The sequence below is a fragment of the Brenneria izbisi genome, assembly GCF_025840185.1.
Taxonomy (GTDB): Bacteria; Pseudomonadota; Gammaproteobacteria; order Enterobacterales; family Enterobacteriaceae; genus Brenneria; species Brenneria izbisi.
On sequence record NZ_JAMPJU010000005.1, the window covers coordinates 44,878 to 58,140 of the forward strand.

General features: G+C 47.5%; 12 protein-coding genes. All 12 read left to right on the forward strand.

Annotated elements, in window-relative coordinates; translation table 11 throughout:
- Positions 1-79: 79 nt before the first annotated feature.
- The gene (envC, locus tag NC856_RS08365; protein WP_264089975.1) at positions 80-1,381 is read left to right on the forward strand and encodes a murein hydrolase activator EnvC; all 1,302 of its coding nucleotides are present in this window, start codon (positions 80-82) and stop codon (positions 1,379-1,381) included.
- Positions 1,382-1,383: 2 nt separating this feature from the next.
- Complete coding sequence (locus NC856_RS08370) at positions 1,384-2,337, forward strand: divergent polysaccharide deacetylase family protein (RefSeq protein ID WP_404802318.1); 954 nt, start codon at positions 1,384-1,386, stop codon at positions 2,335-2,337.
- 200 nt (positions 2,338-2,537) lie between these two features.
- Entirely contained in the window at positions 2,538-3,470 is a 933-nt protein-coding gene (rfaD, locus tag NC856_RS08375) for an ADP-glyceromanno-heptose 6-epimerase (protein ID WP_264089977.1), read from the forward strand.
- Between the two features lie 24 nt (positions 3,471-3,494).
- Complete coding sequence (rfaF, locus tag NC856_RS08380) at positions 3,495-4,547, forward strand: ADP-heptose--LPS heptosyltransferase RfaF (protein WP_264089978.1); 1,053 nt, start codon at positions 3,495-3,497, stop codon at positions 4,545-4,547.
- Complete coding sequence (rfaC, locus tag NC856_RS08385; RefSeq protein ID WP_264089979.1) at positions 4,544-5,527, forward strand: lipopolysaccharide heptosyltransferase RfaC; 984 nt, start codon at positions 4,544-4,546, stop codon at positions 5,525-5,527. Before rfaF ends, rfaC begins: the two co-directional genes overlap by 4 nt.
- Positions 5,528-5,557: 30 nt before the next feature.
- Positions 5,558-6,814: an O-antigen ligase family protein gene (locus NC856_RS08390; RefSeq protein ID WP_264089980.1), complete on the forward strand. Its 1,257-nt coding sequence runs from the start codon at positions 5,558-5,560 to the stop codon at positions 6,812-6,814.
- Between the two features lie 228 nt (positions 6,815-7,042).
- Positions 7,043-8,161 carry a lipopolysaccharide core heptosyltransferase RfaQ gene (gene rfaQ, locus NC856_RS08395; protein ID WP_264089982.1) on the forward strand — a complete coding sequence of 373 codons (1,119 nt, stop codon included), beginning with the start codon at positions 7,043-7,045 and terminating at the stop codon, positions 8,159-8,161.
- Positions 8,136-9,257, forward strand: coding sequence for a glycosyltransferase family 4 protein (locus NC856_RS08400; protein WP_264089983.1), 1,122 nt, complete (start codon positions 8,136-8,138; stop codon positions 9,255-9,257). The genes rfaQ and NC856_RS08400 overlap by 26 nt, the downstream gene beginning before the upstream one ends.
- Before the next feature lie 9 nt (positions 9,258-9,266).
- Positions 9,267-10,067 carry a lipopolysaccharide core heptose(I) kinase RfaP gene (rfaP, locus tag NC856_RS08405; protein ID WP_264089984.1) on the forward strand — a complete coding sequence of 267 codons (801 nt, stop codon included), beginning with the start codon at positions 9,267-9,269 and terminating at the stop codon, positions 10,065-10,067.
- 20 nt (positions 10,068-10,087) lie between these two features.
- Positions 10,088-11,188 carry a lipopolysaccharide 1,6-galactosyltransferase gene (gene waaB, locus NC856_RS08410; protein WP_264089985.1) on the forward strand — a complete coding sequence of 367 codons (1,101 nt, stop codon included), beginning with the start codon at positions 10,088-10,090 and terminating at the stop codon, positions 11,186-11,188.
- Positions 11,189-11,201: 13 nt separating this feature from the next.
- Positions 11,202-12,218 (forward strand): lipopolysaccharide 3-alpha-galactosyltransferase, encoded by a 1,017-nt coding sequence (gene waaO / locus NC856_RS08415; protein WP_264089986.1) that lies wholly within the window; start codon positions 11,202-11,204, stop codon positions 12,216-12,218.
- A gap of 21 nt (positions 12,219-12,239) precedes the next feature.
- A complete protein-coding gene (locus NC856_RS08420; protein ID WP_264089987.1) occupies positions 12,240-13,232 on the forward strand; it encodes a glycosyltransferase family 8 protein in 993 nt (330 codons plus the stop codon).
- Positions 13,233-13,263 lie beyond the last annotated feature (31 nt).

The following is a 13,263-nucleotide window of genomic DNA, read 5'->3' on the forward strand; positions in this document are numbered from 1 at the left end:
ACCATAGTCACGCTTGGAAATAGAAATCCGGCAAGAGACAACTGGCAAGCCGCTGTTCATCGTGGAATAATCCGTCGTTATGAGTAAAAAAGCGTTATCTGTTCAGTCAAGAGTGGCATGTAGCGCCCGTCGCCGTTCACCTGCGTTACATAAGCTGTTCACCCGATGCGCCTGCGCCCTTTGCGTCGGCGTTTTGTTATTGCCCGGCGTCAGCCAGGGGGCGGATAATCAGCAACAGTTGAAAACGTTGCAACAGGATATCGCCGAGAAGGAAAAACGCGTTCAAGTGCAACAAAAACAGCGTGGCGCCTTGCTTCAGCAATTGAAAAAACAGGAACAGTCCATCGCGCAGTCCAGCCGCCAATTGCATGAAACGCGCAATACCCTGTCTGCATTAGACAAAGAAATGAGCGCACTAAACGCCTCCATATCCCGATTACAGGCCCAGCAGAACGAACAACAGCGTATCCTTTCCCGCCAGCTTGACGCGGCGTTCCGTCAAGGGCAACACAGCGCGTTGCAACTAATTCTGAGCAGCGAGGAAAGCCAACGCAGCGAACGCATTCTGGCCTATTTCGGCTATCTGAACGAGGCGCGTCAGAAATCCATCACCGAGTTGCGGCAAACAAGCGCCGAGCTTGCCAGTCAGCGCAAGCGACTGGAACAGAAACAAACGCAACAAAAAACGCTGTTGAACGATCGGCAACAACAGCAACAGGCGCTGGAACAAGCCCGGTCCGAACGAAAGAAAACTCTCTCAACGCTCGAAAGCTCGCTGGAAAAAGATCAGCAACAACTGACGGAACTGCGTCAGAATGAAGCACGCCTGCGCAATCAAATCGCCCGCGCGGAACGCGAAGCGAAAGCGCGAGCCGAACGTGAAGCCCGTGAAGCCGCAAAAGTGCGAGAGAAAGCGGAGCAAGCCAAACGCAGAGGCGGCAGCTACAAACCCACGGAAAATGAGCGCTCGCTGATGGCGCGCACCGGCGGTCTTGGTCGTCCGTCAGGACAGGCCGTTTGGCCGGTACGCGGCAGTATCGAACATCGCTTTGGCGAACCGCTGCAAGGCGAACTTCGCTGGAAAGGGCTGGTGATCGCCGCGCCGGAAGGCACGGAAGTCAAAGCCATCGCCGACGGCACCGTCCTGATGGCCGACTGGCTGCAAGGCTATGGTCTGGTGGTGGTCGTCCAGCATGGTAAAGGCGATATGAGCTTGTACGGTTACAATCAAAGCGCGCTGGTATCCGTTGGCGCCCAGGTGAAAGCCGGTCAGCCCATTGCCCTCGTCGGCACCAGTGGCGGACAAAGCCAGCCCGCGCTTTACTTTGAAATTCGCCGCCAGGGTCAGGCGGTTAATCCACAACCTTGGCTGGGAAGGTAGTCTTGTCTTATTCAATATCTAAATATCTTTACGCGCTTGGCCTGCTGACATTCGCGCCCTTCGCACTCGCCGGGAAGCTCGCTATCGTTATCGATGACTTCGGTTATCGCCCCCATAATGAAAATCAGATTCTGGCGATGCCGACAGCCATTTCGATCGCCGTCTTGCCTAATGCGCCTTATGCCAGGGAAATGGCCGCCAAAGCGCACAATCAGGGGCGCGAAGTCCTGATTCATCAGCCTATGGCGCCCATGAGCAAACAGCCGCTGGAGCGCGACACGCTGCGCCCGGATATGAGCAGCGAAGAGATCCAGCGCATTATCCGCCAGTCGGTCAACAATGTGCCTCACGCGGTAGGGTTGAATAATCATATGGGCAGCGCGATGACCGCCAGCCTGCCGGGTATGCAGAAAGTGATGCAGGCGCTGAGCGCCTATGAGCTCTATTTTCTCGACAGCATGACGATCGGCAGCAGCAAAGCCCGTCAAGCTGCCGCCGGAACCGGCGTCAAAGTCATCAAGCGCAGAGTGTTTCTGGATGACACGCAAAATGAAGCCGATATTCGCAACCAGTTCAACCGCGCCGTGCAGATGGCCAGGCGCAACGGTTCCACCATCGCCATTGGCCATCCGCATCCCGCCACTATCAAGGTGTTGCAACAAATGCTGCCGACGCTGGCGTCAGATATCGTTTTGGTGCGCCCCAGCCAGTTACTGAACGAACCAACCCAATATTATGCGCCGGTGCCTCCGTCAGAAACGCAGAAGCCGGTCAAACCGCGTAACCCGTTCCGGGGCATACCACAATGTCTGGCGAAACAACCGCCGGAGCCGGTGAAGAATGATGTCATCTTCAAACTGGTCAGCAGCAGCATTCGCGAAAGCGCCGCGGTGACGTTCATCAAACGTCGTTGGCAGACCTGGGTGACACCGGACACGCCCGAAACCGGGCGGTAAAGCGGTGCGATAGGTACGATAAAAGCGGTGAAAAAGAGGCGTCGCGGTTTGCCGAACTGTGTTTGATGCCGAACGCAGACGTAGAATTTGGGGATAACGCAACACCAGGCTGCTTGCCGTAAAATGAAATGCTATTATAGCGGTCATAGACATGAGTGGGGCGTGGTGCCTCACCCGCAAGATTAACAAGGGCAGATCCCATGATTATCGTTACTGGCGGTGCCGGTTTCATTGGCAGCAATATCGTAAAAGCGCTGAATGACCTTGGCCATCGGGATATTTTGGTGGTGGATAACCTGAAAGACGGTACGAAATTCGTCAACCTGGCGGATCTGAATATCGCTGATTACATGGACAAAGAAGATTTCATCGCCAGTATCGTCGCGGGCGATGATCTGGGTGATATTGATGCCGTGTTCCATGAGGGCGCTTGCTCCTCCACAACCGAGTGGGATGGCAAGTATATGATGGACAACAATTATCAATACTCGAAAGATGTCCTGCACTACTGCCTCGATCGCAGCATTCCCTTCCTGTATGCCTCTTCCGCCGCAACTTATGGCGGCCGTAACGACAACTTTATCGAAACGCGTCAGTACGAGCAGCCGCTGAACGTCTATGGCTATTCCAAGTTCCTGTTCGATCAATACGTGCGTGAAATTCTGCCGCATGCGGAATCACAGATTTGCGGCTTCCGTTATTTCAACGTTTACGGCCCGCGTGAAGGTCATAAAGGCAGCATGGCGAGCGTCGCGTTTCATCTGAATAAGCAGATTAATCAAGGTGAAAATCCCAAACTGTTCTCCGGCAGCGAAAACTTCAAACGTGATTTTATCTATGTCGGCGATGTCGCCGCCGTCAATCTGTGGTTCTGGCAAAACGGCGTCTCCGGTATTTTCAACTGCGGTACTGGCCGCGCGGAATCTTTCCAGGCCGTTGCCGATGCGACATTGGCCTTCCACAAAAAAGGCAGCGTGGAATACATCGAATTCCCGGAAAAACTGAAAGGACGCTATCAGGCGTATACTCAGGCAGACTTGACCAATCTCCGTGCAGCAGGCTATGACAAGCCGTTTAAAACCGTTGCCGAAGGTGTTGCTGAATACATGGCCTGGTTGAATCGTACCGTTTAATCGGACAAGGAACAGATAAGCGGTATGAAAATTTTGGTCATCGGCCCTTCATGGGTAGGCGATATGATGATGTCGCACAGCCTTTATCGCACGCTAAAGGCTGAACATCCAGAAGCGGTCATTGACGTAATGGCGCCAGCCTGGTGTCGTCCGCTGCTGGCCCGCATGCCGGAAGTCAATCAGGCGCTGGCCATGCCGCTGGGACACGGCGCGCTGGCGCTAGGCGAACGTCGCCGTCTTGGTTTCTCGCTGCGTGATGCGCATTACGATCGCGCTTACGTATTGCCCAACTCGTTTAAATCCGCGCTGGTGCCTTTTTTCGCCAATATCCCGCATCGTGTCGGGTGGCGCGGGGAAATGCGTTACGGTCTGCTCAATGATCTGCGGGTACTCGACAAAACCGCGTTCCCGTTGATGGTGCAACGTTATGTCGCTCTGGCCTTTGACCGCAGCCGTATTCATAGCGCGCAGGATTTGCCGCAGCCTTTATTATGGCCGCAACTACAGGTGAATCAGGTGGAAATCAGCGACATGACGTCAACTTTCCACCTGACTGATGTCCGGCCGTTGATTGGCTTTTGTCCTGGCGCGGAATTCGGCCCCGCCAAACGTTGGCCGCATTATCACTATGCCGCACTCGCGCAAGCGCTGATCGAAAGAGGTTATCAGGTTGCCTTGTTCGGCTCGGTCAAAGATCGTCCCGCAGGTGACGATATCCTTCAGGCGCTGACGGAAGAGGCGCGGCAATATTGCGCTAATCTGGCCGGACAAACCTCACTGGAACAGGCGGTCGTACTCATTGCCGCCTGTCACGCGGTAGTCAGTAATGATTCAGGATTGATGCACGTCGCTGCCGCGCTCAATCGTCCGTTAGTGGCGCTTTACGGACCAAGCAGCCCGGACTTTACCCCTCCTTTATCGGCTCAGGCGCAAGTTATTCGCCTGATTAGCGGTTATCACCGTGTGCGCAAGGGAGAGGCGGAACAGGGATACCATCAAAGCCTTATCGATATTCAGCCCGAACGTGTTCTCACCGCGCTGGAAAAATACCTACCGACACCGGGAGAAAATGCATGAGGGTGTTGATCGTCAAAACATCTTCCATGGGAGACGTACTTCATACATTACCGGCCTTGACGGACACTATGCTTACCATCCCCGGCATCCAGTTCGACTGGGTGGTGGAGGAAGGGTTTGCCCAGATCCCCGGCTGGCACCCGGCGGTGTCTCGCGTCATCCCGGTTGCTATCCGACGCTGGCGAAAAAGCTGGTTCAGCCCATCAACACGTCGTGAACGCGCGCATTTCAAACAACAACTATGTGAATATCGCTATGATGCGGTAATCGACGCTCAAGGACTGATTAAAAGCGCCGCCTTGATAACGCGAGTTGCTCGCGGAAAAAAACACGGTCTGGACTACAAAAGCGCCCGTGAACCCCTGGCAAGCTGGTTCTATAACTATCGTCACAACGTCAGCCGCCAGTTGCATGCCGTCGAACGCGTGCGGGAACTCTTCGCCGCCAGCCTGCATTATAAAAAACCGACCGAACGCGGCGATTACGCGATTGCAGCGCGTTTTCTTTCCCAGTTACCCGCGGACGCCAATCAATATCTGGTTTTTCTGCACGCCACCACGCGCAATGAAAAGCATTGGCCGGAATCGCACTGGCGCGAACTGATTTCTCTGTTGCAGCCCAGCGGACTCAAGATCAAACTTCCGTGGGGAGCAACGCACGAACATCAGCGAGCATTGCGTCTGGCGGAAGGTTTTTCCCATGTCGAGGTATTGCCGCGTCTGCCCCTGCAACAGATCGCGAACGTGCTGGCCGGCGCGAAAGCCGTCGTATCCGTCGATACGGGCCTGAGTCACTTAACCGCGGCGCTGGATCGTCCTAACCTCACCTTATACGGCCCCACCGATCCGGGATTAATTGGGGGATACGGATTAAATCAGGTGGCGGAACTGTCCGAAAATCAGCAAATGGCAACGATTACCGCTGGAGAAGTCCAGCGGAAATTGGAGCAGATGGTAGAATTAGGGGCATCCGGCGAGTAATTCCGCTCTCCCATTATTTGAATAAATAGCATGATCAATGAATTAAGATATGATCTGGAAAAACCTTCCGGTATCAGCACTACGCTCGCTCTTTATGCCTTATTTCCCGGTTGTTTACTGACATTAGGGATTATGCCATTTAGTACCGTTATTGCGGGATGGCTTTTCTATTTAACCGGATCATTTGCCGTTTTTTACGTGATGACGCACCTGAAAACCATTGTGGCGGCAAAACAACTTCTGGTGATCCCGCTATGTTTGTTGGCTATCGGCCTAACCAACCTTATCTGGTATCACCAATACTATCAGCCAGATAGTCTCTTTCCCTATGTTTATAACGCATATCAAACGTCTGCCCACGCCAGTATTCTCGGCGCATTTATCTTGCTCGCGATACTGCATGTCGCTCAGAAAAAGCAAAAATTTCAACTTTCCTGCATCATGGCGATCTGCGCTCTGACATTAGGTTACTCCTTTTATCAGTCCTTATTAGGCAGTTCACATCGTATAAGTCTTGTCTTTGGCACAGCAACCAGCGCCGCTTATTTCATGACATTTGTTGGCGCAATCAGTGCTCAGGCGCTGCTCAAGTTCAACTCACGTTATAAATATTATCTCTATCTGGTTCACTTCCTACTTGTCACCATTGCGATCATTTTGACAGAAACGCGGGCGGCCATTTTTGTCTACCCCATTGTCGGCGCCATGATCCTCTTATCAGAAGTGCGCCACGATAAGCAGCTGTTATTCAAGGCCCTCCTGGGTTCTGTCATGACTATCCTGTTATGTACGCTGCTGTTTCATGACACCATAAATAAACGCACCAACGACCTGCTAAACGATATCCGCAACTACAGCATGAACAATAGCAAGACTTCAGTGGGTGCTCGTCTAGCCATGTATCAATCAGGCATGGTGGCCGGAGAAAAGGCCCTTATGGGGCAATCCGCCGAACAGCGCTCAGAACGAATTATCATGTTAGCTGAGCAAAAACCCGTTTTAAGCGGCGCGGTAGAATATTTAAACGTCCATCTGCATAATGAATTAATTGATGCATTTTCACTCAAAGGATTACCTGGCGTTCTATTCGTGGTGATTTTATATGCGGCATTGCTCTATTTCTCTTTTTTCATTCTACGCAGTCATTTATTGGCCGCGCTTCTGTTTGCCCTGTTGATGTATGGACTCAGCGACGTGATTCTGTATTCACGAGATATGCTCATAGCCTGGCTCATAACATTTTGCCTTGGTACAACATTAACCGGCAAATGGCTGAAGTACGGTTAAGCAGTACGGAGTCCATAAGCCAGCCCGCCTGCGCCTTATATCAGATGACGGGATAATCATAATTTTCTCTGTGAGAGCCTAGTGGGTTTTAGTACCATAGCGGCATAAAATGGCACGCCATGTACTGGGCGCAAATTGCCTTGTATAACGCAGTCCACTGGTAGCTGTTGAGCCAGGGGCGGTAGCGTTGCCTCATTCAAGTCATTAGCGTTTATATGAGGAAAGCGAGTGAGTCAACAAGCCCTTCCCTATCATCGAATTCTGGTTGTGAAACTGCGCTTTCACGGTGACATGCTCCTTACAACACCGCTCATCAGCACATTAAAAACTCATTATCATGATGCCAGGATCGATGTTCTGTTATACGAAGATACATGTCCCATTCTCTCGAAAAATCCAGACATTCATTGTCTCTATGGCTTGAAAAGAAAAACGGCGACCTTGTGGGAAAAAATAAAAGATTTTCATCGGATACGGAAAATCCTCAAGCATAACCATTATGATTTGATCATCAATCTGGCCGACCAGTGGCCCATAGCACTATTAATCAAATCATTGGGCAGTCAAAGTATCGCCCTGGCTCGCGGCAGTCATAATAAAGGCAGATGTTGGCGTTCGCTATTCAGTGAGTGTGTGATCCCACAGGGGGAACATGTCATCGAACAAAATCGTTCAATACTCGCGCCGCTGGATCTACCTGTGACGCAACAGAAAGACCGAATGTCGCTTTATTACGGCCCGGAAGATGCCGAGCATGTTTTCAGTTCCCACCCGCATCTTCTGGAACAGCGATATATCGTGATTCAGCCGACGGCCAGACAGCTTTTCAAATGCTGGGATAACGATAAGTTATCCCAGGTAATTGATCATTTTAAAGAAAAGAGATTGGAAGTCGTACTGACCTGCGGCCCTTCGCAAAACGATCTCGACATGATCCACGACATTCATACCCAGTGCAAACACAAGCCAGATATCACTTTCGCAGGCCAGACCAGCTTTCTGGAATTGGCTGCGTTAATTGACAAAGCGGCCCTTTATATTGGTGTCGATTCAGCGCCCATGCACATGGCTGCAGCGCTAAACACGCCGACAGTGTGTCTGTTCGGTCCGACAGACCATAAGAAATGGCGTCCCTGGTCAGATAACAGTACTGTCATCTGGGCCGGAGACTATCAAACCATGCCGGAGAGACGCCATCTTGACAGAAACCAGAAATATCTCTCCTGTATCCCCGCTAAGGACGTGATTCAGGCCGCAGAGAACCTGTTGGCAGACCACGACAGTCGCCCGCCACTCTCTGACGGAAAAGAAGGAATTGCCGATGAACATCGCAATCTGCCTGTATAAATATTTTCCCTTTGGCGGACTACAGCGTGACTTTTTCAGTATTTCTCAAGCATGTATAAAGCAAGGGCATCATGTTCGTGTTTATGTGTCGTCATGGCAAGGTGAAAAACCGAACAATCTTGAGATTATTCATGTTCCTGTGTCCGGCATGAGTAATCATCTTCGTAACCAACGCTATGCGGAGTGGGTTCAGCGTCATCTTCAACACAACCCTGTCAATTGCGTTGTTGGTTTTAATAAAATGCCGGGGCTGGATTTCTACTATGCGGCCGATGTTTGCTATGCAGAGAAAGTGGCGCAAGAAAAAGGCTTTTTCTATCGTTTAACGCCTCGTTACAAGCACTATGCCCTCTTTGAAAAAGCGGTGTTCGAACGCAATAGCCACACAAAAATGCTGATGCTGACGCCGCGTCAGATTTCAGATTTTAAAAAACACTATGGTACGCAAGACGAGCGCTTTTTTATTCTGCCGCCGGGCATCTCTCTCGACAGAAAATACGATCGTCAAGCGCCTGAGGCCCGACAGACATTTCGGCATGCGCAAGGCATTGATGATAACGCGATTGTTTTGCTTCAGGTTGGTTCTGATTTTAAACGTAAAGGTGTGGAGCGCAGCATTCAAGCTATCGCCAGCCTGCCGGATATGTTACGCCAGAAGCTGGTTTTTCTGATTGTCGGGCAGGATAAACCTGCACGCTATCAGTCGCTGGCCGACCAGTCAGGTGTTGGCGAAAATGTCCGCTTTTTCTCAGGACGCGATGATATTCCAGCCTTTATGACTGCCGCCGATCTACTGATACATCCAGCCTATCAGGAGGCTGCGGGGATCGTGCTACTGGAAGCGATTACCGCCGGATTACCGGTGATTGTCACCGATGTGTGTGGCTATGCCCCTTATATCAGCAAGGCTCAGGCTGGGTGCGTCATCCCCTCGCCTTTTAGTCAGGCGTCATTAAATACTGTCTTGCGAGAGGCGCTGGGCCAGCCAGATATATTACAAAACTGGTCGATAAACGCCCGCCATTTCGCGGATACCGAAGATTTATACAGCTTGCCGGAGAAAGCAGCAATGTTGATTTCAGGCGGTCATGAGTGAATGAATAGCATGATTGAACTAAAAGAACCGTTTACGTCGCAATGGAAAGATCGTGATCCATTTGAAGAAATAAAAAAACTGGACGGTGATGTTTTCCGTGCATTGGAAAACCGTAAAACTCTCCGCTTCACATTGGCCGGACGCTCCTGGTTCATCAAAATACACCGCGGCACCACACTGAAAGAAGCGTTGAAAAACTTGCTTTCATTGCGCCTTCCCGTGCTGGGCGCCGATCGTGAATGGTATGCCATTCACCGTCTGCAATCGCTTGGCGTCGATACCATGATCGGCGCAGGGTTTGGTCAACGCGGGCTAAACCCGTTGCAGCGGGAATCGTTCATCATCACCGAAGACCTGAGTCCGACAATTAGTCTGGAAGATTATTGCGCCGCCTGGCTGGAAAAACCGCCTTCAGTAAAAGAAAAACGACGTCTCATTAAGCGGGTCGCTGAGATGGTTAGAAAGATGCATGCTGGCGGAGTTAATCACCGGGACTGTTATATTTGTCATTTTTTGCTGCATCTTCCTTATCAGCCAACGGATACTCAACTGAAAATTTCGGTGATTGATTTACATCGGGCGCAAATTCGCCGCAAAGTTCCACTACGTTGGCGTAACAAAGATCTTATCGGCCTTTATTTTTCGTCACTTGATATCGGTTTAACCAAAAACGATCTACTTTGGTTCTTAACGATCTACTTTGACCGTCGGTCATTGCGTTCCACTCTTCAACAAGAACAGCCTTTGTTCCAGGAAGCTCGTATTAGGGCAGAAAAAATACGCGAAAGAACGGAACGCAAGGCATTGTAATTCACGCCTAGATTAATTTTATGAATATACTCTTTGTTGGTGAAGCCGTTTCTGGATTCGGTGGTATTGAAACCGTCCTTAAGAAAGTGACCGGTTTTTTAGCAAGCGATAGCGAAGCACAACATGCTTACACCCTATACTTTCTCTGCCGCGATGATCGTATGGATAAAACCTGGTTACAGGGAAAACATAATGTCTGTCATCGTTCAGGGATCAAAATTTCTTTCCTGAGGCGACTCAGCCATATTTTCGCACTGGCCCGTTATATTAAGCAAAATAAGCCAGATGTTGTGATCGCTTTCGACTCGCTTTCCTGCCGCATTGCTGCGCAAGCTATTCAGCGTAGCCAGAAATCCATCCCGCTTCTCTCGTGGATGCATTATTCACTCGATCATAAAAAACACGCGGAGCAAGTGCTTTACGCTGATTATCACCTTGCCATTAGCTCCGGAATTAAACAGCAGTTAATAAACCGTAGCGTGCCAGCAGAACGAATCTCCGTAGTTTTTAATCCGGTGACGCCGCAAAGTACCGTGATCCCTCACCCTGCCGGTACAGAAAACACCGTCTTTATCTATGTCGGACGTCTTAAGTTTGAAGGCCAGAAGCGTCTAAAAGACATGCTTGATGCGCTTTCGGGTCTGAGAGGCAAGTGGGAGTGCCATTTTATCGGCGATGGTTCTGATGCGGCAATCTGTCAAGATTACGCCAGAGAACAAGGGATAAGCGATCGTGTCCACTGGCATGGATGGCAGGCAGATCCTTGGGGATATATACAAGAAAATATCCCCTCTGTCAGTGCATTACTTTTAACCTCTTCCTTTGAAGGTTTTGGCATGGTGTTGGTTGAAGCAATGTCGTATGGCATTTATTGCGTCAGCAGTGACTGCCCGTCCGGGCCAGGGGATATCATCAGGAATGGAATTAACGGACAACTCTACCCTCCCGGTGATTTATCAGCATTACAAAAGATATTATTTTCTCTCATTCAAGACAAGCCTTTGCCTGACACTGAAAAAATTAAAAAATCAATTTATAACTTCTATGATAAAAATTATTATATCAACTTCATTGAAAAAATAAATTTAGTTTTAGAAAAAAATCATTCACTCAAAAAATAAAATCGGCGGAAAAATGTATTTTGATAAAGAAGCTGTTATTAATAAAATATTAACGCTGAATAATAATCATTCGCTCACTCCTGAAAATGATACCTTCAACATTGCCTTCGGAATTGATAAAAATTTCATATTCGGTTGTGGCGTGTCTATCGCTTCTATTTTATTACACAATAAAGATATGAAATTTACATTTCATATCTTTACGGATTTCTTTTCACCACAAGACATCAATGAATTCCAAGATCTATGCCAACAATATAATACACAGATAATTATTTATATTATAAATTGCGAAGAATTAAAACAATTACCTAGTACAAAAAATTGGTCATACGCGACCTATTTTAGATTCATTATCGCTGATTTTTTCTATAAGAGCCTGAATATTGTTTTATATTTAGATGCAGATATAATCTGCAAAGGTAGTTTGCGAGCCTTGCAAAAAATAAATCTAGAGCATCATCTCGCAGCAGTTGTATCTGAAGGTGAAAAAGAGTGGTGGGATAAAAGAGCTATCGCATTAGGTGATCATAAGATCAGTAATGGTTATTTTAACGCGGGCTTTTTACTGATAAATATCACACAATGGGGACATGAAGATATTAGCCGCTCTGCAATGGAACTCCTTGCTAAAGATGAGGTCAAGGAAAAGATATCATTTCTTGATCAGGATATATTAAATATACTTTTTGTTGAACGGGTCATTTTCTTAAGTAAAGCGTATAATACACAATACAGTATAAATTACGAGCTAAAAAAAACAAAAAATCACATTATTCCTATTACACAAGATAGCATTCTTGTTCACTATATTGGCCCGACCAAACCATGGCATGAATGGGCTCGTTATTATAAATGTTCTAATTATTTTCTCACGGCGAAGAAAAACTCGCCGTGGTGTGATTCAAAATTGCTTAAGGCGCACTCAGCAAGCCAGTTGCGCTATAGTGCAAAACATCAATTACACAATGGTAAATTATTTTTGGGCTTAAAAAGTTATGTATCTTACTTTTTAAGGAAGATCCTTTAATTATCCACAGCCAAAACATATATGTACTTTAACGAAAACATCATCAAACAAAAAATAGAACTATATAGAGCGCCTGAAAAAAATTCAAATAAAGAATCATTACATATTGCATATGGCATTGATAAAAATTTTTTATTTGGTGCAGCTATTTCCGCCACATCAGTAATAATAAATAACGATCTGTCTATTTCTCTACATTTTTTTATCGATTTCATTGACGCCGAAATCGTCTCTCGATTTGAAAAGATGGCAGAAAAATTTCATATCGATATTATTATATATCATATTGACAACTCTCCCTTAGAGAAACTCCCAGTAACCAACTGGCCTTATTCTGCTTATTACCGGCTTATCGCTTTTGATTATCTTGGTAAAGATATCAATAAGTTACTATACCTCGATGCCGATATAATCTGTAAAGGAAATCTTGACGATCTTGCAAAATTGGACTTAATTGACCATGTATGCGCCGTTGTTCCAGATATAAAAGAAATGCATCCTAAAGCGGTAGAAAGATTAAACTGCCCTGAACTAGAAGATGTATATTTTAATTCAGGAGTTATGTTAGTAAATCTAAAAAAATGGAATCAAAAGCAACTAACATCAAAAACAATTTCATTTATATTAGATAATTCACATCTGAAATATCCCGATCAAGATGCTTTGAATGTATTATTAATTCATCAAACATATCTTCTTCCTCGAAAATTCAACTGCATATACAGTATCAAGAGTGAATTGAGTGATAAATCACATCAGCAATATAAATACCTGATTAATGCTGAATCTATTCTCATTCACTATGTCGGCACCACAAAACCATGGAATGAGTGGGGGCAATATCCATCAACAGCCTATTTCAGTAAAGCCTATAATATGTCAACCTGGTCCGATATGCCACTTGTTGGTCCCATAAGCCCTATTCAATGGAAGAAAAAGTCAAAACATGAATTTAAAAAAGGAATGTTCATAAAGGGGCTCATTAGTAGAATAAAACATACTATAGAGAAATGATTAAACACAATTTCACAGTAAAAATTTCGGC

Coding starts and splice junctions, on each gene's coding strand:
- NC856_RS08400 (WP_264089983.1), top strand. CDS start 8,136: ATGAACATCGCAATCTGCCTGTATAAATATTTTCCCTTTGGCGGACTA.
- waaB (WP_264089985.1), top strand. CDS start 10,088: ATGAATATACTCTTTGTTGGTGAAGCCGTTTCTGGATTCGGTGGTATT.
- waaO (WP_264089986.1), top strand. CDS start 11,202: ATGTATTTTGATAAAGAAGCTGTTATTAATAAAATATTAACGCTGAAT.
- NC856_RS08390 (WP_264089980.1), top strand. CDS start 5,558: ATGATCAATGAATTAAGATATGATCTGGAAAAACCTTCCGGTATCAGC.
- rfaF (WP_264089978.1), top strand. CDS start 3,495: ATGAAAATTTTGGTCATCGGCCCTTCATGGGTAGGCGATATGATGATG.
- rfaD (WP_264089977.1), top strand. CDS start 2,538: ATGATTATCGTTACTGGCGGTGCCGGTTTCATTGGCAGCAATATCGTA.
- rfaP (WP_264089984.1), top strand. CDS start 9,267: ATGATTGAACTAAAAGAACCGTTTACGTCGCAATGGAAAGATCGTGAT.
- NC856_RS08420 (WP_264089987.1), top strand. CDS start 12,240: ATGTACTTTAACGAAAACATCATCAAACAAAAAATAGAACTATATAGA.
- envC (WP_264089975.1), top strand. CDS start 80: ATGAGTAAAAAAGCGTTATCTGTTCAGTCAAGAGTGGCATGTAGCGCC.
- rfaC (WP_264089979.1), top strand. CDS start 4,544: ATGAGGGTGTTGATCGTCAAAACATCTTCCATGGGAGACGTACTTCAT.